The sequence below is a fragment of the Mesorhizobium sp. LSJC269B00 genome, from assembly GCF_000502815.1.
Taxonomy (GTDB): domain Bacteria; phylum Pseudomonadota; class Alphaproteobacteria; order Rhizobiales; family Rhizobiaceae; genus Mesorhizobium.
In genome coordinates this window covers 35,581-53,814 of record NZ_AYVN01000011.1, presented here as the reverse complement: position 1 = coordinate 53,814, position 18,234 = coordinate 35,581, and the positions used below count along the sequence as shown (strand labels likewise).

Sequence of the window (18,234 nt, the reverse complement as noted above, 5' to 3'; positions counted from 1 at the left end):
CCACTACAGGCCGCCCCTCCTCGTCGAATAGCATTGGACTAGTTGATCGGCTACAACGACCTAGAGTGCTAGCAACGGGGAGGGCACATGTCGGCGAGTGCTTACGCATTGACTGGCTTCATCTCGTGGGCGCTGGCCCTGCTGATCGTGATGGAAGTTATCCGGAGCTACCTGGTGATCTCTGGGCAAGTCCCGGCAAACGGCTTTACGCCAGATAACGGAGCCCTCTCCCCGTTTATGCGGAGGTTAGCCCGTGCCTGCATTGAAGGGCTTCCAATCTTCGGAGGTCTGCTCGGAGTCGCGATCATCATTTCAAAGACAGATGTCACGGATCCCTTGGCCTCCACGATGTTAGGCGCACGTATAGTGCAGTCGGTGATCCACCTCGTCTCAACCAGCCAACTCGCGGTCAGTCTCAGGTTCACCGCGTTCGCTGTGCAAATGGTGATTGGTGCGTATTGGTGCTGGTTGCTGTTGATCTGAAGAGTGGCGGAGCCCCGACGCAAAAGTGGGCCACCTCGATTCCGGGAGCCTTGGCAAACCCACTCCGGATCGTGACCCGAAAGACTGTCCCTTTTGACAGGCGAGCGAACCGCAAAACTGGCAGTGGCAAAACCGCCGTTGAGGCATGATATTGCTGTTGGATTTTGGGGCTACTCCCCAGCTTCGGAGAAGGATCGGCGTTCAGAGAGCAATTTGCACGCCTGGGCGCTGCGGCGCTCCCCAGCTTTTGGCCACACGCACGCCCTGCAAACGCTCGGGCTCCAGAGCGCCTGGCAGCGGAGCAGAGAATTGTTGGACTTTGTGAGTGGTAGAGGGAGAGGAACTGAGATTCAACCTTCTCCACCTGCACTTGTTCCTTGCACGCTGGCCTCAGCAGCACCTAATCCTGCCACGCAACCTGGAGGAGCAAGCCAGTGCTACCGAGCTGTGTAGACACCGATCGGCTCGCGCTGTAGCCATAGGCCTCCGCCCGTCGGGGTTCACCGGCGCCGGGGTGGGGGCCGGCCTAGGGGGGGCCCAGCAACGCGCACGTCAGCCTGGCTATCTTTCGAGTCGCCGGGTCCGGTGACCGCCAGATCGTCAGGCTGGATTATACCCGACAAATCTTGATAGGCTGCCGTTCTGGGGGTCGCACGATGAACGAGGTTGAAAAGCTGGCCGTCGAGGTTGTCGCGACCGGCCTTGGCTGGCCCGAGGGCCCGACGGTGCTGCCCGATGGCCGAATTGTCATCGTCGAAAGCTATCGCAGCCAGCTGACGGCCATAGATCGCGACGGAAGTGCTCGCCAGTTCGCGTATGTTGCCGGAGCGCCCAACGCCTGCGTTCTCGGATCGGATGACCTGCTCTATGTCTGCCAGAACGGCGGCACGACCGGACCTTGGCGGGCCGCGGACATGACGACGCCATCGATCCAGCGGGTTGCCGATGGCGGAAAGCCGGAAATCCTGCTGAGCGAAGTCGCGGGCATTCGGCTCAATGGGCCAAACGATCTTGTATTTGCTGCTGACGGCCGGCTCATCTTCAGCGATCCCGGCACATACAACCCGGGGAATCCGGACCCAAGCTACATCTTTGCCGTCAACCCCGACGGCAGTGCGTACCTTGCTCTCGGCTTCGACAAGCCGACCTTCCCCAATGGTGTGGCGATCGAAGCCGACGGCTCGATCATTTGGGGGGAGTCCTATACGGGGCGCGTCAAGCGGCAGCGTCCGGATGGTTGCGTCGAAGACCTGGGCCGCTTGCCTGGGCCCAATCCGATCCCGGACGGGCTGAAGGTCGGAGCCGATGGCCGCCTTTATGTCACGGATATTGCCGCCAACGGCATTCACGTTCTGAAGCCCAACGGCACAGCGGAAGGTTTCTTCGTCTGCGGCAAGGCAACGACCAACTGCGTCTTCTCGGGCGAGATGCTTTGGGTGACAAATGCCGGCGTGCTGGCGACCGGCAGCGATCCCTCCTTTGAGGGAACACTCTCCTGCGTGCGTGTTCCGGGAGGCGGTGGACCGACGCATCATGGTCGCATCGGCGGAAAGCAACCGTGAGTAGCTCCTCGTCCGCCTCAAACACAGGCGATGACCCCGGCGCCCGCGGTGCGGCATCGTCTGCTTCGATGGCGGCGTTGAAGCGCCTGTACAGCGTGGCCGCGGTCCGCATCGCCGCGCGGCGGACTTTGCCACGCCCGGTGTTCGACTTCGCCGATGGCGGTGCTGAGGATGAGCGAACGCTGCGCCGGAACGAGCAAGCTTTCAACGAGGTTGCCATTCTGCCGCGACCGCTCAACGGTGCAACGACGCGAGACCTTTCCCTTGACCTCTTCGGCGCGAAACTTGCCATCCCGCTGGGCATCGCGCCAACCGGCCTGGCTGGGCTGTTCTGGCCCGACGGCGAGCGCGCAGCCGCCCGAGCCGCAGCGGCCGCAGGGACATTCTACTGCGCCAGCCACGGATCCGTCTGCACGCTGGAGGACATAGCAGCCACCGGAAGTACCCCACGGTGGATGCAGGTGTTCGTCTACACCGATCGCGGCTTCACCCGAGAAATGGTGCATCGGGCGCGTGCCTCAAGCTACGACGCGCTGGTGCTCACCATCGACAACCAGATGCTTGGCAACCGTGAACGCGACATCCGCAACGGTTTTGCCATCCCGCCGCGCTTCGGTTTGGCCGGAACCCTCGCGGCCGCCACCAAGGCGGCGTGGCTTCTTCGTATGCGCACCCGACTCCCGAAACTGACCTTCGGCAACTACGCGCGCCCCGGGGATACGGCGACGGTCGGTGCATTGGCGGGCCGCATGGCCGCAATGCTCGATCCCGGACTCTCCTGGGCCGATGTCGACTGGCTGCGCACTGTCTGGTCCGGACCGTTGTTGCTGAAAGGCGTCCTGCATCCCAGCGAAGCCGCCGAGGCTGTAGCGCGGGGAATCGACGGCATCATCGTATCCAATCATGGGGGCCGTCAGCTTGACGGCGCCGCCGCATCGCTGGACGCGTTGACGGCGGTTGTCGCGGCTGTCGCAGGCCGCATACCGGTGCTTATCGATGGCGGCATCAGGCGAGGCTCCGACGTCGTCAAGGCGCTGGCGCTCGGCGCCTCGTGCTGTCTGATCGGGCGGCCGCAGTTGTGGGGGCTCGCGGTCGCCGGCGAGGAGGGGGTACGCCACGTGCTCGAACTCTACCGCAAGGAGATCGACCGCGTCATGGGACTGATGGGCGCGCGGAGCCTGCGCGACCTCGGGCCGGACTGTATTTCGTTCGTTCAGGGAATGGGGCCGCTACATGATTGAAGACCCACCACTGCTCACCATCAAGCGCCGTTTCGAACGGCCCGCAGCAGAAATCATCAGTGCTTTTGCGGGCGTGCCGGTTAGCCAGGTCGTAGACGCGATGGGGGGACGCGGCGCCTTGCATTATGCGATCAAGCCACTGTCGCCAGCTACTGCGACGATGGTCGGCGTCGCCGTGACCTGTCACTGCGGCCCCGCCGACAACCTCGCCCTGTTTGGAGCACTGGATGCCGCAGCAAGTGGCGATGTCATCGTCGCGGCCACCGACAGCTTTGCCGGTACGGCGGTAACTGGCGATCTCGTGCTCGGCATGGCGCGCAACAAGGGGGTCGCCGGCTTCATCACTGACGGCCTCGTGCGCGACGTTGTCGGGATCGAGGCGGTCGGGTTGCCGGTTTACTGTGCCGGGATCATTGCGAACTCGCCTGCGCGCAATGGTCCAGGCACGGTCGGATTCCCGGTGGTGGTGGGAGGAGTGACTATCTCGCCGGGAGACATACTGGTCGGCGACCGCGACGGTCTCGCCGTGGTGCCTCGCCTGGAGGCTGAGACGGTGCTGGCCCGGCTCTCCGCCATCAGGGCGGCTGAGAAAACTCTTGATGGCCTGGTGCGGCAAGGTCTCGAGATGCCCGACTTCGCCAAGGTCGTCCTCAAATCGAACAGGGCGCGCTTCGTTGACTGAGATGTGAGCTTCTCTAGCTGCGGGACATATGAAGCGCAACACGATTTCGTCCTTCCGATTTGGCACGAAACAGAGCCAAATCGGCGGCATTGACGAAATCGTTTGGCGTCTCGTTCTCGGTGGGCACCGCTGTTGCGACGCCGACGCTGATGGTCACGCGATCCGGGCCGTGGGGTATGTTCAACTCTCGCACGCTCTGGACGAGCCGCTCGGCGATCGCACTGGATTGTTCCAGTATAGTGTCGACCAGCACGATGACGAACTCTTCGCCTCCGTACCGCGCAGCGAGATCGGTGGAACGGCCGGAACCGCTCTGGATTACGCGGGCGATTTGCTTGAGCACATCGTCGCCGGCCATATGGCCATAGGTATCGTTGTATCGTTTGAAGTTGTCGGCATCGATCATCAACAGCGACAGTGGGGACTGTGCGCGAAAAGCGCGTTTCCATTCAGCCGCCAGATATTCGTCAAAATAGCGCCTGTTACCGAGACCTGTCAGGCCATCGATCCGCGTCAGACGTTCAAGCTCTAGATTTGCACTGATCAGCTGTCGCTGGCTTTCCCTCAGCGCTCGGTGTGCCGAGTCTCGCTGGACGTGATCCAGATAGGCCCGCGTGTGATATCGAATGCGTGCAATCAACTCGATACGATCCGGCAGTTTGACGAGATAGTCGTTCGCGCCCGCAGCGAAGGCTTCGCCCTTGGTGGCTGGATCTTCCTTGCTCGACAGCACAATGACTGGAACCGCGCGTGTCGACGCATGCTTCCTGTATTCTCGCACCAGATGTAGCCCATCCACCCCGGGCATGACGAGATCCTGCAGGATGACGGTTGGCTTTACCTCATCCGCGACCGTCATCGCTCTCAACGGGTCGGTGCAGAAGTGTAAGGAAATATCGGGCTCGTTGGCTAGGGCGCGCCTGACCGCCTCGCAAACCATGATCTGATCATCGATGAGCAGAACCATGGATGAATAGTTATCTGCGAGTGGCGGGACCAACTCTGGTTCTTGCGTCATCGGAAGGGGCCTTTCACGTGGAGCGCTCGCAGGCTTCGATTATACGTGAGCCGATCGCACCCAAAGGAAGAATATCAACAGCCGCGCCGATGTCGGCGGCGGCCTTCGGCATGCCATAGACGGCACTGGTTGCTCTATCCTGCGCGATTGTGAGATGTCCCTTGTCACGGAGCTGTCTCAGCCCGCGCGCACCATCCCTGCCCATGCCTGTGAGCAGAACACCAATCACCGAGCCAGGCCACCATTGCGCCGCACTTTCGAAGAACACATCTACCGACGGCCGATAAACATTGTCCTTGGGGCTGGGCGTATAGCCAAGTTGCTGAGCTGACTTGAAAACCAGATGATCCGCAGAACTGGCAACGAGAACGGTGCCCGCTTGTGGACTATCCCTTTCCCCCGCCGGACGGATCGGGAGACGCGTATGTTGCCCTAGCCAATCAACAAGGCCTGGAACGAACTGAGCATCGAGATGCTGGACGAGCACAATCGCGCCGCGAAAATCAACGGGAAACGCGCTCAGGACTGCGGCAACGGCAGCCGGCCCGCCCGCAGAGGCGCCGATTGCTATCACGTGTCGAGTTGACGGCTCAGCCGCACGTGACATCCGCCTTTTTGCCTGGGTAGGCGCATCGCCGATCAACTTGCCTATCGTTCGTATCTTGTTCGTCAAAAGCCGGGCGGATTGCGAGGACGCGTTGCCTTCGATGCCCACTGACGGAATATCGACTGCGTCAAGCGCGCCATGACCCATTGCTTCGTAGACGCCGGCGAGGTTGGCTTCGATACTGGCGGTCACCAGCAAGATTGAGCACGGGGTTTCCGCCATGATTCTGCGGGTCGCTTCCACGCCGTCCATCTCTGGCATCGCTAGATCCATGAGTATCAGATCCGGCAGATCACGTCTGCAGACCTCGACCGCCTCACGCCCATTAGTCGCGATCCACGCGACCTGATGTTCGCCGGTCGACAGAACCAGTCGACGCAGAAGTTCAACCGCCATCGGCATGTCGTTGACTACGCCGATTCTCATTCGCTGGCTTCCAATCTCGATCTCATTCAGCCGCCTCGCCAATCATGTCCACGACGGCATGGATCAGCGCCTCGTCCTGAAAACTACTCTTGGTCAGATAATAGTCCGCACCTGCGTCGAGCCCGCGCGCGCGATCTTCTTCCCGATCCTTGTATGAAACGATCATAATGGGTGTGTTCTTGAGATCAGCGTCCTTTCTAATCAAACTCACCAGCTCGATGCCATCCATGCGAGGCATGTCGATGTCGGTGACGACGAGATCGAAAGGACCAGACCGGACGGCATTCCACCCGTCCATGCCGTCTACCGCCACTTCGACCTCATAACCGTAATTGCCGAGCATCTTGCGCTGGAGTTCGCGAACCGTCAGTGAATCGTCAATCACGAGCACGCGCTTGCGCCTGCTCGCTTCGGGACCGCCCGCGGCGCGCCGAAGAGCTCGAAATCCGCCGGACGATGCAAGCTTTTCCACCGATCGGATCAGATCGTCGACGTCGAAGATCAGAACAGGCGAACCGTCTTCCATCAGGGCCGCTGCGCTGATGTCCTTGATCTTGGCAAACCGTGGATCGAGAGGTCTGATCACTAACTCGCGTTCCCCGAGAAAACGGTCAACGATCAGGCCGTACGCATCGCCCCGACCCGCATCCACGACGACGACCGATAGTTCATTCGGTTCCGATCCGGGCTCACCTCGATCGAGCACCTCGCGAGCGGTGACCAGCCCGATCTGTCGATCGTTCAATCGAAAATGCGGCCGGCCCTGCAGGACGTTGATCTCCGTCCGCTGCAGTTTCAAAGTCTTGGAAATGGCAGCGAGTGGAAAAGCATAGGGCTCTCCATCGACATCGACGAGCAGCGTGCGCAGGACCGACAATGTCAGCGGCAATTGCAGTTGAAATCGGGTTCCGTGGCCAAATTCTGAGGAGACGCTTGCGACTCCCCGGACTTCCTTCGCCATGGCTTGCACTGCATCGAGCCCCACACCGCGACCTGAGACGTCGGTAAGGCCCGCTTTCATGGAAAAGCCTGGCAGAAACAGAAATGCGAGCAATTCGCTTTCGCCGAGTGTTTCAGCACTTTCCCTGGTTGCAAGTTGCCGGGCGACGACGGTCTCGCGCAGCTTCGAGAGCTCTATCCCCCTGCCGTCGTCCACCACGGCTATCTGCAGCAGCCCGGCATTGTGCCTCGCTTCGAGCCTGATGAGCCCCTCTTCGGGTTTGCCCATCGCGAGGCGCTCCTCAGGCGGTTCAAGCCCATGGTCTACAGCGTTGCGCAGAAGGTGCCCCAAAGGGGCATCGAGCTGCTCGAGGATATCGCGGTCGATGCCGGTCGAGCCGCCTACGATCTCCAGTCGCACCCGCTTGCCAAGGGTACGACCGAGGTCGCGGATCATTCTCGCATAGTGTCGCACGCCGTCCTCAAAAGGCCGCATCCGGCTCGCCAACGTTTCGTCGTACAATCTGTTGGCAAGATCGGTCGCTTTCCGATCCACTGAATCCAACTCATCGAAACGCTCCGCCAGGAACGCTTGGCTCAACCGAAGCTTTCGCTGCGCTTCAGCCAGCGCCTCCACCACCGCCGCATCGTTTGAAACCGGCGGCAGCACTGCATGAAGATTGTCGAATGCACTTGCGAGGTCCGATTGAAGTCGCTTCAGCCGTAGCAGCCCGTCAGCGAATGGCCTGAGCCGCCGAGCTTCCATCAGCGACTCGCCAGCCAGCCCGAGCAATCGGTTCAGGCTGTCTGCCGTCACCCGAACCATTCTATCAGAGCTGATGCTGCCGTGGGCTTGCGGCACCGCCCCAACGAGGAGGTTCGCTGAAGAGGTCGTCGCCAGTTGCTCCTGGGCATGATCTGGAGTTGCGAAATCAGCTGCAGAATCTTGGGGACCGGGCTTTGCCTGGGGGAGGGACAACCCCTCGAACTTGGCGAGAAAGGTTTCGACTTCTGAGTTGGCGCTCTCGCTCGATGATCCCGATGCGATCAATTTCAAAAGGTCAGAACCTTGCAGAAGCGCGTCTATATGCTCCCGTCGCACCCTCAGATGCCCGCGTTGCGCTGCGACCAGGCAGTCTTCCATCGCATTTGCAACTTTGACTGCGGGCATCAGGTCGATGATGCGGGCAGCTCCTTTCAGGGAATGCGCGGCACGCATGCATGCTTCCAGGGCGTCGGCGGCGATAGGATCGCGTTCGAGTGCCAGAAGTCCAGAGGTCAGAGCCCGTGACTGCGTCTCCAGTTCGGCCTGGAAGAGGCTGAGCATCGAAACCTGGCTGAAGTCTTCATCTGTCATGCGATGCTCCGATCCAGCATCGTGAGCAGTTGTCGTGGATCGAGACAACCAACGGCTCGTCCTTGCCATGGCAGCACGGCAACCGTAGCGGCAGACAGTGCCTTCCCAATCATGGCCGGAACAGCGAGAGTGTCGCGTTCCTGGTACCGATGTAAGCCGTGGATCTCATCAACCGTAAAAGCAACCCGCTTGTCGCGCTCGCCTACCACGACAAGGCGGCGAAATACCTTGGTTCGTGTGCCCTGTTCCCCTTCCTTGCGCTCGTCTATCCCGAGCAATTCGGCCAGGGAAAGGCAAATGAGCAATTCACCACGGACATTCGCAATGCCGAGCAGTGCACTGTTCCTGCGATGTGGAAGTGAATGAACGCGACGAGATTCAGCCACTTCATGAAAAATACCGACCGGAAGTGCCAGCCATTCCTCCCCCAAACGGAAGAGAACGGCCGTCTGCAGCGCGTCGCTGTCTGCCGAATCGATCCCTGCACGACCAGCGTTGTCAGGCCATTCGTCGCGAGATGCCGAGGGAGCTGCACGGTCGAGGAGGCGTCGTGCGATCTTCTTGTAGGTCGGGCAATTGCGGCAGTGGAGATGCTGCTCTAGTAGCGGACATGACTTGTCACCCCGTACGCCTATTTGCCGCCAGCAGTCGTTGATTTCGATCTCCTCCACCGGCTGAGCGATCCTTGTCGAAGCCGCCATCAACTGCCGCTCCTTTTCTGGACCCGACCCAGCCGGCCGGCCAGCGCCTCGGCGCCGTTATGGTCGCCTTGCTTGCTAAGCAGCAAGGCCAGATGGACAAGAGCTTCTCGATGATTTGGCGCGAGATAGAGCGCCTTGCGATAACTTTGCGCGGCTTCGGGTGCAGAACCATCCGCATCCTGGACGAGGCCCAGCAGGTAGAAGATTTCTGCGGAAGGACCGAACTCCTTGAGATGCGCCAGGGCGACCTCCTGTGCCTCCTTTACGCGTCCTGCATTGGCGATCCGTTCAACCGCGATGAGGCTTTCCGAGGCGTGTGCAAGCGGCTTGGCCGGAGCCTGCCCGCGGCCTTCATTGCCAATTGTCGGTCGGAACGGACGAAGAGGCTCGCTCTTGTTGACCTTAGGGCTTGGCGTCCGCACCGGGACGGCGGCCGAAACTTTCGGCGCCGTGGTCTTGACGGGCTCCGATTTCAGAAAGGCGAAGGCCAATGGCCATTCAGCGGAAATAAAGCCATGCACCCTTGGAAGAGCTGCTTCCGCCGGACCGACCAGAAGAAGTCCGTCTTTGGCCAGCAGGTCCTTCAGGCAGATCAATGCGCGATCCTGCAGCTCTCGATTGAAATAAATCAGCAAATTGCGGCAAAGCAGGATGTCATAGACCTCTTGCCCGAAAGGCGCGTGAGAACCGAACAGGTTTCCTACCATGAACCGAACCTGTTTCAGCACCCCAGCAACAGGCCGCAACCCGCCCTCGGTCGCTTCGAAATAGCGATCCTTGAATTCTAAATGGCTGCCGCGAAACGAATTGCGGCCATAGATGGCGCGTTCAGCCGTCGCGATATTGCGGCTGCTGACGTCCACGCCATCGATCTTGAACTCATGCGCCTCAAAGCCGGCATCGAACATGGCCATGGCGACCGAGTAAGCCTCTTCGCCGGTTGAACATGGCAGGCTCAGGATTCTTATCGGCTGAGCAGGCTTGTGCGCGCGCGCATGCCGCGCCAGCATCGTGAACGCTTCTCGGTCGCGAAAGAACCAGGTCTCTGGGATCACCACCGCATTGATCAGCTCCTGCAGCTCCTGCGAGGAACCGGCCAAGTGTTCCCTATAGGCCTGAGGGTTGGTTATCCGGCATGCTTCCATCCGTTCTCTGACCGCCTGACGAACCACTGTCGGACCAACGCTGGCACTGTCCAGTCCAATGGTTTCCGTCAGGAGCTTTTCTATTGCTCCGGTCATTGATCACCTATTGCCGCCTGGCGGAGCAAAGCGGTACGAATCTCTTCCGAAAGCAGCGCTTCCACTTTGACCCACTGAATGATCTCCGAACCATCGGAAGCCACCGGCCCAAGATAGGGCGGGGTTCCTGGTTCCAGTCCGAACGGCGCGAAATCGGCCGGGTCTCGCTCGATCGTATCCGTCACCCGTTCCGCGATCAGCCCCAGCAGGCGTCGCTCGCCATCATCCGCCGGATAGCGCGTCACAACGATCCGGGTGCTCAACAGGCGCTCCGATGGTCGGCCAATCGCAAGAAGGGTGACATCGATCAGGGGGATGGGTATTCCGTTATAGCTGACCAAACCCACCACACCAGTTGGCGCACCCGGAAGAACTTTCACGTCGATATAGGGCAGCACCTCTTCAATTTTGTGGACATCGATCAAGTAGCGATCCGGACCCATGCTGAAGGCGAGGAATAGCATTGTCACATCCTACTGCCGGCTCGCTATGCTCGTAGCTTGAACCTCGATATGCTACTTCGCATGCCGCCTGAGACTTGATTGAGCTCGTCGATCGCGAGCGTCGATTGCTGAAGGGACTCGACTGTTTGCTGAGCTGCCTCGCTTAGCTGGGTTAGCGTGTCGCTGATCTGCCCCGCGCCGGTCGCCTGTGCTTGCATGCCTTCATTGGCGACTTCGAAACGTGGCACCAGCCCCTGAACCTGCTGAATGATCTCGAAGAGTTGCCCGCCGACCTGCTGGATGTCCTGCATACCCCGACGGACCTGCTCGGAAAACTTGTCCATGCCCATCACCCCGGCCGCGACTGCCGACTGGATGTCCTTGACCATTTGCTCGATATCGTAGGTGGAGACAGCTGTCTGGTCCGCGAGCCTTCGGATTTCCGTCGCCACCACTGCAAAACCCCGGCCATATTGGCCTGCCTTCTCCGCCTCGATGGAAGCGTTGAGCGACAACAGGTTCGTCTGATCGGCCACTTTGGTGATGGTCGTCACCACCTGATTGATGCTGCCGGCTTTCTCGCTCAGGATCGCCAGTTTGGAATTGATCGCGCCAGCCGCTTCCATGACCTGCTGCATGGTTTCTTCCATACGGGTCAGCCCCGCTTGCCCCCCGCCAGCCACGGCAGCGGTTTGTTCGGCAACTGTGGAGACCTCGTTCATCGTGCGGACCAGTTCGTTTGATGTGGCGGAGATTTCCTTGGCTGTCGCTCGGATTTCTGTTGTGGTCGCTGCGATTTCAGTCGCAGTTGCCTGCTGTTGCTTGGAGGTGGCGGCGATCTCAGTTATCGACGTGCCGACCTGTATGCTGGACCTTTGAACCTGACCAATGAGGGTTGTGAGATCGTCCGCCATTGCGTTGAAGCCGTCGGCAAGCACGCTGAATTCGTCTCGGCGCCTCAGATCGAGCCGTTCGCTGAAGTCGCCTTGCCGCATCAATTGAACCGCGTCGACCAAACGGGTGAGCGGACCTGTAATGGCGCGAAACAGCTGGTAACCCAAAAGAAGGGCTAGCCCGAGGGCTATCAACAAGCCAACGCTCAAACCGACTTCGGCCGTTCTGACGATCGAGCTGATCCGCTGCGTCGCGCTGTTTGCCTCGCCTCTGTGATCCTCAACCATGGCCTGCAGAGCGGACTGCAATTTTACAAAGATCGGCTCTACTTCGTTCTTGATAGCTGGGCTTTCATTGGGAGTTTCACCTTTCGACAAGGCAGCCCGGCTTGTTTCCAGCACAGCAGTTTCAGCCAGACGGAATTGGTTGGCGAGTTGTTTGACGGCTGCATAATTCTGCTTGTCGATATCGGAGACGATCGTTGCCTCATAGTCGTCCATCGACCGCTGCACCTGGTTGCGATTGGTCGTGATCGCGTTTTCAACCGTGCTTCTGTCTGACGGGTTGTCCTGAAGGGCATATTCCTGAAGCAGACTATGGGCCGCCATCTGGCCCGTCATGATCTCGGTACTGTGATAAAGGTCCGGAAGGATGCCCTTCTCGACCTCAGTCGCCTCCTCCCCCGCCTGAAGAAACCAGGCGTACGCGATGAGGGCTATCACGGACATGACCACCAGAACGGCTGCGAAACTGACGAGGATGCGGTGGCGTATTGTCAGACTCTTCATGGAACCGGTTCACCAATGGGGGGCATCGTGGGCTGCGCGACAAGCGCTCGTTCCGACATATTCGAAAAGGTGCGTCGAAAAGCGGTAGTCTGATGCTGAATGGTTTCTTTTCCGTTCCATAGCTAATGATGGCGAGGCGGCTCGCCAATCGGCGCCGCCAGAAGCGGTGGTCAAAGGACGACTGCCGTCCACGCACATCAGCCCGAGATCGGCTGGATGGCACGCCGCGTCAGGAGGAGCGTGGATGAGCTGCTTGAGGCCACGAATTGAATGACTGCTTAGGCCAGGTCGAGGCAAGAAAGCCGACGTCCTGCTTGCTGCCCCTAAGCTGCCAGGCGGGAACGCGCCTCATATCAGCCGTCCAGCATGATCGTCGCTACTGAAAGCGGAATCGCCGAAGCCAGATGTCGCAAACTGGCCAGCGCGTAGATTGGCGTCGAGTGCGGGTTCGGCATTTGCAGGTGACGATAACTAAATGGCAAGCGCCCCCGCCTGAGGCCCTCAGGACTAAAAGATCTTGAGAAAACCAGTTTCAAATGCGCATCCTCAAGCGGCGGCCGCCCACCGCACGAGGATGGGCACAATGTGACGAGCGCTCTGGAGCCTAGAGAGAACTGACCCGACACCACCTTCCTTTGCGGCATTGCGGCGGCGCAAAAAGATTACGAGATGGAGCAGGCGTATTGCCAAATGGGTCCACCAGCGAGAGTTCGCGTTTTCCGCCTCGGCTGTGAACCCCACTTCCATTCGCTGGTCTTGCTCAGGTCGAGGTCTACTTTGCCATCGAGGGCTCATGTTGCGGCTCATAAGCAGGCGGTTGGGTAGGTCTCGGCCAGCACACGGCCCGGTGGCACTCACTGCGGTCCACACCGCAGTTGAAACTGACCACCCGACCCAGGGTTCGAAGACGGTCCCCGATCGGAACACCGAGCAGAGTGTGCTCGCGCTCCTCAAGTCACCGATATCCTTGGTGAAGACGTTGAAGGCGTGTGCAAAGGACGCCTCGACATCGGCGGAGTGATTAAACGGCTCGGCTACCGGATGCTTAGACATTGTTGACAAGGGTGCTATGGGATCATAACGTACCTGACTGGTATAACAGGTATGCCACATGATCGGAGTTCTGATCAAGCAGCGGAAGCTTTCGGACGAGGTGGCAGCGCACCTCGAACGGATGATCCGAGAGGGAGAGTTGGCCGAAGCCGACCGTCTCCCATCTGAACGGGAACTCATGCGGCAGTTCGGGGTAGGGCGGCCTTCCATCCGTGAGGCGCTGCTGCATCTGAGCAAAATGGGCCTTGTCGAGGTAAAATCGGGGGAGCGTGCCCGCGTCACTCGACCCACTCCTCAATTCGTGATTGACGCCCTTTCAGGGCCGGCTCGGCACATGATTTCGGCGCCGGGAGGGGTTCACGACTTCCAGAGCGCGCGCTTGTTTTTCGAGGTCGGTCTTGCCCGCAACGCCGCTGTGCATGCTACCCCGGAAGACATTGAGAGCCTCAAGGAGGCGCTCGAACTCAACCGGCAGTCGATCGGCGATCTGGCGCGCTTCGAGCGCACGGACGTAGACTTCCATTACGTGCTGGCGGTAATCACCCGCAATCGGATCTTTACAGCTATTCACGCGGCCTTGGCTGAATGGTTGCTCGAACAGCGTCGCACCACATTGGCCAAGGGTGAAGACCGCAAGGCTTACCAGGCTCATCGCGAAATCTTCGAGGCCGTCGCCGCGCGCGATCCAGACGCGTCAGAGACGGCCATGCGCAGCCATCTCGAATATGTGGCCAAGCGGTATCTGCAACTTGCGAGGCCCAAGTGATGACCGGATTTGTCGTCTGGGTCGATTTCCGCCTGAGGCCTGGTGCCCGGGACAGATTCCGAGAACTTGTCGACGCCAATGCGACCGCCTCGATGCGCACCGAGGCCGGCTGTCGCCGCTTTGACGTGACGGAGGCGCGCGGCGAACTGGATCGGGTCCTGCTCTATGAGATTTACGATAGCGAGGCCGCATTCGAGGACCACTGCCGCACCGCTCATTTCGACGAATTCAATACGCAGAGCGCGCCGCTCGTCGTGACCAAGTTGGTGACGACCTGCGACCTCGTTCTTGAAGCCACGCATTGAAGCGAACATAGGCGGATTGGCCCATTGGGGCGAACGGGAGGAAGTGCATGTCGGAGCCAAGTCTCAGGGCGTTAGCTTCTCACAGGCGGGTCAAGCTCGGTACGCTCGTCGCCGAGTTCGCCACGCCGGGAATCGGTCACATCCTGAAGTCCGCTGGCTGCGATTTCGTCTTTTTCGACATGGAGCATTCGGGATTTAGCTTGGAAACGCTGAAGAGTGCGATCCGTTATTTCGAGGCGGCCGATCTGCCGGTCATGGTGCGTGTGCCGTCGCAGGACTACCATTTCCTCGCCCGCGCCATGGACATGGGCGCCGAAGGCCTGATCGCGCCGATGGTGAGCAGCGTCGAACAGGCGCAGCACATCATCAACTCCATGAAATACCACCCTGCCGGCGCCCGCGGCGTGGCGCTGCAGATCGCTCATGACCGTTACCGTCCGGGCTCGGTCGCTGACAAATTCGAGGCCGCCAACAAGCGCTCGACGTTCATCTGCCTGATCGAGACTGCCGACGGCGTCAAGAACATTGACGGCATCGCGGGACTGGACGGGGTCGATTGTCTGTGGGTCGGACATTTCGATCTGTCCGTCTCGCTCGGCATTCCTGGCGACTTCGCCCACCCCACTTTCACTGCTGCAATGGCCAAAATCGTTGCCGCCGCCAAGAAGCACAACAAATCGCTTGGACGCTTGGTGCCCAACGTCGCCCAGGGACACGAGTTCTACGCACAGGGCTTCGATTTCATTTGTTATTCAGGCGACGTTTGGGTCCTGCACGACGCGATCGCCGACGCGGTTTCCAAGATCCGGGCCGGGTGCCAATAGGAGCGGAGGAGACGATGGACAGCGTGAAATTCAGGGTGGCGCTTTCCGGTGATTTCCGCAGGCCGGACGGCTCGCCGACCTACCCAGATTTCGATCTGGAGCCGCTGCGCAATGCGACAGCTGTCGAGATGGTGTTCCTGGAGTCAAACAGTCCGCTTCGCGCCGACCAACTTGAGGATTTCGATGCGCTGATCCTCCTCGCCCATCGTTTCGATGCCACGAGTGTCCCCAGGAGCGGCCGCCTGGCCGTCGTTGCCCGCTTCGGGGTCGGCTACGACACTGTCGACGTTGAGGCATGCACCGCAGCCGGTATTGCCTTGGTTATCACGCCCGATGGCGTGCGACGGCCCGTCGCCGTATCCGTCGTCACCTTCATGCTGGCGCTGACCGGCAAGCTGCTGACAAAGGACGCGCTCACCCGCAAAGGGTCTGTTGGTTTTGAGAAGCGCTCCGAACATATGGGGGTCGGCCTCGTCGGGCGTACGCTTGGGTCGCTGGGCATCGGCAACATCGGTGCCGAGGTCTTCCGCTTGGCGAAGCCCTTTGACATGCAATTCATTGCCCATGACCCGTTTGCCGACAAGGGGGTCGCTGCCGACCTGGGCGTCGAGCTGGTAGGGCTGGAGGATCTGTTTCGCCGCGCCGACGTGCTGTCGGTGAGTTGCCCCCTGTCGTCCCAGACCCACCACATCGTCAATGCCGAGCGGATCGCCCTGATGAAGCCGACAGCTTACCTGATCAACACCGCGCGCGGCCCGATCGTCGACCAGAAAGCTCTGACGCAAGCACTGCAGGAGCGCCGCATCGCCGGCGCCGGTCTCGACGTGCTGGAACAAGAGCCTCCCGACGCAGACGATGCGATCCTCAAACTCGACAATGTCATCCTGGCGCCGCACGCGCTTTGCTGGACCGACCAGTGCTTTGCCGGCAACGGTGCCGCGGACGTCAAAGCGGTAATGGAGGTGCAGCGCGGTCGCGAGCCGCGCGGCGTGGTCAATCGCGAGGTGCTTTCGAGCGAGCTGTGGAAGACCAGGCTGTCTGGGCTCGCCGCCCGCTTTGGAACCTAGGAGGACACTGATTTTCGGCGCGCCGCCGCGGCCTGTTTGCGGCGACCTTACGGGAGGAAATGCTTGACCGCTGCGCCGGCGGACGAGTGAAGCAAAAGGAAAATGGGAGGACCAAGCACTATGAACGATCGTGAAAAACGTGACTTTCAGGCAGGTCTCGAAGCAGAGGTCGACGCCTTCATGCGCGGCGAAACCACCCGCCGAACTTTCATCACCCGCTTCGGTCAGATGACCGGCATGTTGGCCGTGTCCGGCCCGCTGCTGGGGATGATGACCGATTGGGCGCTGGCGCAGCAAACATTGGAATTGGCGGACGGCACGTCGCCGCTCGGCCAGGCGCAGGCCGCAGCCCTGAAAGCATCGAAGGAAGGGCCTGCGGACGGTTCCGCCTTTCGCGCGGCGGAGGCGGCCAAGGCGCATTCGGGCGTCACCCTCAACATGACCTACGAGGCTGGCCTGCAGGCACTCGACCCGCGCAATTTCAGCGGGCCGATGTGGGAGCAGCTTACCGGGATGAAGTCGAATGTCGTCGAGCTGTCGAACCCGGACCAGTACTCCAAGGCGGTCGCCGAGCACATCGCCGGCTCGGGTGCCTATGACGTCCTCGACATCTCGCCGGCCTGGACGCCGTCGCTTGCCGATGGCGGCGTCATCGCCCCGCTAGACGACTACATCGCCAAATACATGAACCCGGCAGACCTGGAGGACTATCATCCCCTGTACAAGGCGCTGCCGACCTACAAGGGCAAGATCTGGGGGTTCTTCGACGACGGCGACATGTTCGCTCTCTACTACCGCAAGGACATTTTCGAGGATCCGAAAATGATGGAGGCTTACCAGGCGAAGTTCAACACCAAGCTTGGACCGCCCAAGACATGGGAAGAATATGCCCAGATCGCCCAGTTCATCACCGACCAGATGGCGCCAAAGGTCTATGGCGCGGGACATTTCCGCAAGGCGGGCAGCCCCGGCAATCAGTTCGACTTTCTGCAGCAGTACCGGGCCAACGGCGGAAAACTCTTCGGCGACGACATGAAGGCAGGTTTGGTTTCGGATGCCGGCGTCAAGACGCTGACAAACATGCTCGCCGCAAACAAGGCCTCGATCCCCGGCAACAACGAGCTCGACGCCGTCTCCTTGTGGGCGGCTTTCCTGACCGGCAAAGTCGCGATGATCTATTCCTGGCCTCCTAGCGGCCGTATGGCGGCGAACTATTCGCAGTCGGCCACGGCAATCAACTTCATTCCGCAGTCCCAAATCGCCGGCAAGGTCGGCTATGCCGTGGTTCCGGGAAATCCGGAACATGCCACCGGCTACAACAAGGCACTGTCGGCCGACTCGCCCAACCCTGAGGCGGCGTATCTGTTCATGCAGTGGGTATGCTCGCCACCCGTCTCGCTGGCACGTTGCATGCTGCCCTACGCGCTACGCGACCCGTACCGCATCTCGCACTTCAAGTCCGAGCTCTACGGCGCGCTCTTCCCGAGTGCCAAGGAGTACCTTGCCAACCTCAACAACTCGGCAAACGTCGGTCTGCTCGACCCGATCATGCCAGGCGCGCAGGACTACTTCTTGAGCATCGATCGCATGTGCACGGCGGTGTGGGCTGGTGCGGATCCGAAGGCGTCGCTTGAAACGGCGGCCGCCGAGTGGAACGAGACGACCGACCGACTGGGTGTGGATTCGCAGAAGGGCTTCTACACCGAGTTCTTGAAACTGCCTGGCGCCACCGCCGACAACACGGTGGAAAAACTTGGCATGGCGGTCACCCTCTGAAGGGAGGCGGACTCTCTGGAGCAATTGGTGTTGCGGGCGCTTGGCTCGCAACACCCCCCGC

At 60.4% G+C, this 18,234-nt stretch carries 17 protein-coding genes; 9 read left to right on the top strand and 8 right to left on the bottom strand.

Annotation, left to right across the window (positions count from 1 at the left end):
- Nucleotides 1-87 precede the first annotated feature (87 nt).
- From X771_RS142845 to X771_RS142860, 4 genes are all read left to right on the top strand, one after another.
- Nucleotides 88-483 (top strand): MAPEG family protein, encoded by a 396-nt coding sequence (locus tag X771_RS142845; RefSeq protein WP_023689455.1) that lies wholly within the window; start codon nucleotides 88-90, stop codon nucleotides 481-483.
- A 656-nt stretch (nucleotides 484-1,139) separates the two neighbouring features.
- Nucleotides 1,140-2,045: an SMP-30/gluconolactonase/LRE family protein gene (locus X771_RS142850; RefSeq protein ID WP_023689454.1), complete on the top strand. Its 906-nt coding sequence runs from the start codon at nucleotides 1,140-1,142 to the stop codon at nucleotides 2,043-2,045.
- Between the two features lie 68 nt (nucleotides 2,046-2,113).
- The gene (locus X771_RS142855) at nucleotides 2,114-3,286 is read left to right on the top strand and encodes an alpha-hydroxy acid oxidase (RefSeq protein WP_050587471.1); all 1,173 of its coding nucleotides are present in this window, start codon (nucleotides 2,114-2,116) and stop codon (nucleotides 3,284-3,286) included.
- Entirely contained in the window at nucleotides 3,279-3,968 is a 690-nt protein-coding gene (locus tag X771_RS142860; protein ID WP_023689452.1) for an aldolase, read from the top strand. Before X771_RS142855 ends, X771_RS142860 begins: the two co-directional genes overlap by 8 nt.
- 13 nt (nucleotides 3,969-3,981) lie before the next feature.
- Here X771_RS142860 and X771_RS142865 read toward each other — a convergent pair whose 3' ends face one another.
- The 8 genes from X771_RS142865 to X771_RS1000000168310 all read right to left on the bottom strand — a co-directional run bounded on the left by X771_RS142865 (nucleotide 3,982) and on the right by X771_RS1000000168310 (nucleotide 12,918).
- On the bottom strand, nucleotides 3,982-4,935 hold the full coding sequence (locus X771_RS142865; protein WP_023669440.1) for a PleD family two-component system response regulator: 954 nt from the start codon (nucleotides 4,933-4,935) through the stop codon (nucleotides 3,982-3,984).
- A 64-nt stretch (nucleotides 4,936-4,999) separates the two neighbouring features.
- A complete protein-coding gene (locus tag X771_RS142870; protein WP_023669441.1) occupies nucleotides 5,000-6,019 on the bottom strand; it encodes a chemotaxis response regulator protein-glutamate methylesterase in 1,020 nt (339 codons plus the stop codon).
- 22 nt (nucleotides 6,020-6,041) lie between these two features.
- Nucleotides 6,042-8,315 carry a hybrid sensor histidine kinase/response regulator gene (locus X771_RS142875; RefSeq protein ID WP_023689451.1) on the bottom strand — a complete coding sequence of 758 codons (2,274 nt, stop codon included), beginning with the start codon at nucleotides 8,313-8,315 and terminating at the stop codon, nucleotides 6,042-6,044.
- Nucleotides 8,312-9,016: a chemotaxis protein CheW gene (locus X771_RS1000000167140; protein ID WP_084012982.1), complete on the bottom strand. Its 705-nt coding sequence runs from the start codon at nucleotides 9,014-9,016 to the stop codon at nucleotides 8,312-8,314. The genes X771_RS142875 and X771_RS1000000167140 overlap by 4 nt, the downstream gene beginning before the upstream one ends.
- The gene (locus tag X771_RS142890) at nucleotides 9,016-10,257 is read right to left on the bottom strand and encodes a protein-glutamate O-methyltransferase CheR (RefSeq protein WP_023689449.1); all 1,242 of its coding nucleotides are present in this window, start codon (nucleotides 10,255-10,257) and stop codon (nucleotides 9,016-9,018) included. The genes X771_RS1000000167140 and X771_RS142890 overlap by 1 nt, the downstream gene beginning before the upstream one ends.
- A complete protein-coding gene (locus X771_RS142895; RefSeq protein ID WP_023689448.1) occupies nucleotides 10,254-10,721 on the bottom strand; it encodes a chemotaxis protein CheW in 468 nt (155 codons plus the stop codon). Before X771_RS142895 ends, X771_RS142890 begins: the two co-directional genes overlap by 4 nt.
- 23 nt (nucleotides 10,722-10,744) lie before the next feature.
- A complete protein-coding gene (locus X771_RS142900) occupies nucleotides 10,745-12,382 on the bottom strand; it encodes a methyl-accepting chemotaxis protein (RefSeq protein ID WP_023689447.1) in 1,638 nt (545 codons plus the stop codon).
- Between the two features lie 353 nt (nucleotides 12,383-12,735).
- Nucleotides 12,736-12,918: a hypothetical protein gene (locus tag X771_RS1000000168310; RefSeq protein ID WP_156936023.1), complete on the bottom strand. Its 183-nt coding sequence runs from the start codon at nucleotides 12,916-12,918 to the stop codon at nucleotides 12,736-12,738.
- Between the two features lie 575 nt (nucleotides 12,919-13,493).
- Between X771_RS1000000168310 and nanR the strand changes: the two genes are divergently transcribed.
- From nanR to X771_RS142925, 5 genes are all read left to right on the top strand, one after another.
- Nucleotides 13,494-14,201, top strand: a complete 708-nt coding sequence (nanR, locus tag X771_RS142905) for a transcriptional regulator NanR (protein ID WP_023689446.1) — start codon at nucleotides 13,494-13,496, stop codon at nucleotides 14,199-14,201.
- On the top strand, nucleotides 14,201-14,506 hold the full coding sequence (locus X771_RS142910; protein ID WP_023669450.1) for a putative quinol monooxygenase: 306 nt from the start codon (nucleotides 14,201-14,203) through the stop codon (nucleotides 14,504-14,506). Before nanR ends, X771_RS142910 begins: the two co-directional genes overlap by 1 nt.
- Before the next feature lie 47 nt (nucleotides 14,507-14,553).
- Complete coding sequence (locus X771_RS142915; protein WP_023726880.1) at nucleotides 14,554-15,330, top strand: aldolase/citrate lyase family protein; 777 nt, start codon at nucleotides 14,554-14,556, stop codon at nucleotides 15,328-15,330.
- Nucleotides 15,331-15,344: 14 nt separating this feature from the next.
- Complete coding sequence (locus X771_RS142920) at nucleotides 15,345-16,397, top strand: NAD(P)-dependent oxidoreductase (protein WP_023689444.1); 1,053 nt, start codon at nucleotides 15,345-15,347, stop codon at nucleotides 16,395-16,397.
- 120 nt (nucleotides 16,398-16,517) lie between these two features.
- Nucleotides 16,518-18,173 (top strand): extracellular solute-binding protein, encoded by a 1,656-nt coding sequence (locus X771_RS142925; protein ID WP_023689443.1) that lies wholly within the window; start codon nucleotides 16,518-16,520, stop codon nucleotides 18,171-18,173.
- Nucleotides 18,174-18,234: the final 61 nt, after the last annotated feature.

Excerpts from the sequence above, each read along its gene's own strand:
- X771_RS142845 (WP_023689455.1), top strand. The coding sequence starts at position 88 with ATGTCGGCGAGTGCTTACGCATTGACTGGCTTCATCTCGTGGGCGCTG.
- X771_RS142850 (WP_023689454.1), top strand. The coding sequence starts at position 1,140 with ATGAACGAGGTTGAAAAGCTGGCCGTCGAGGTTGTCGCGACCGGCCTT.
- X771_RS142855 (WP_050587471.1), top strand. The coding sequence starts at position 2,114 with ATGGCGGCGTTGAAGCGCCTGTACAGCGTGGCCGCGGTCCGCATCGCC.
- X771_RS142860 (WP_023689452.1), top strand. The coding sequence starts at position 3,279 with ATGATTGAAGACCCACCACTGCTCACCATCAAGCGCCGTTTCGAACGG.
- X771_RS142865 (WP_023669440.1), bottom strand. The coding sequence starts at position 4,935 with ATGGTTCTGCTCATCGATGATCAGATCATGGTTTGCGAGGCGGTCAGG.
- X771_RS142870 (WP_023669441.1), bottom strand. The coding sequence starts at position 6,019 with ATGAGAATCGGCGTAGTCAACGACATGCCGATGGCGGTTGAACTTCTG.
- X771_RS142875 (WP_023689451.1), bottom strand. The coding sequence starts at position 8,315 with ATGACAGATGAAGACTTCAGCCAGGTTTCGATGCTCAGCCTCTTCCAG.
- X771_RS1000000167140 (WP_084012982.1), bottom strand. The coding sequence starts at position 9,016 with ATGGCGGCTTCGACAAGGATCGCTCAGCCGGTGGAGGAGATCGAAATC.
- X771_RS142890 (WP_023689449.1), bottom strand. The coding sequence starts at position 10,257 with ATGACCGGAGCAATAGAAAAGCTCCTGACGGAAACCATTGGACTGGAC.
- X771_RS142895 (WP_023689448.1), bottom strand. The coding sequence starts at position 10,721 with ATGCTATTCCTCGCCTTCAGCATGGGTCCGGATCGCTACTTGATCGAT.
- X771_RS142900 (WP_023689447.1), bottom strand. The coding sequence starts at position 12,382 with ATGAAGAGTCTGACAATACGCCACCGCATCCTCGTCAGTTTCGCAGCC.
- nanR (WP_023689446.1), top strand. The coding sequence starts at position 13,494 with ATGATCGGAGTTCTGATCAAGCAGCGGAAGCTTTCGGACGAGGTGGCA.
- X771_RS142910 (WP_023669450.1), top strand. The coding sequence starts at position 14,201 with ATGACCGGATTTGTCGTCTGGGTCGATTTCCGCCTGAGGCCTGGTGCC.
- X771_RS142915 (WP_023726880.1), top strand. The coding sequence starts at position 14,554 with ATGTCGGAGCCAAGTCTCAGGGCGTTAGCTTCTCACAGGCGGGTCAAG.
- X771_RS142920 (WP_023689444.1), top strand. The coding sequence starts at position 15,345 with ATGGACAGCGTGAAATTCAGGGTGGCGCTTTCCGGTGATTTCCGCAGG.
- X771_RS142925 (WP_023689443.1), top strand. The coding sequence starts at position 16,518 with ATGAACGATCGTGAAAAACGTGACTTTCAGGCAGGTCTCGAAGCAGAG.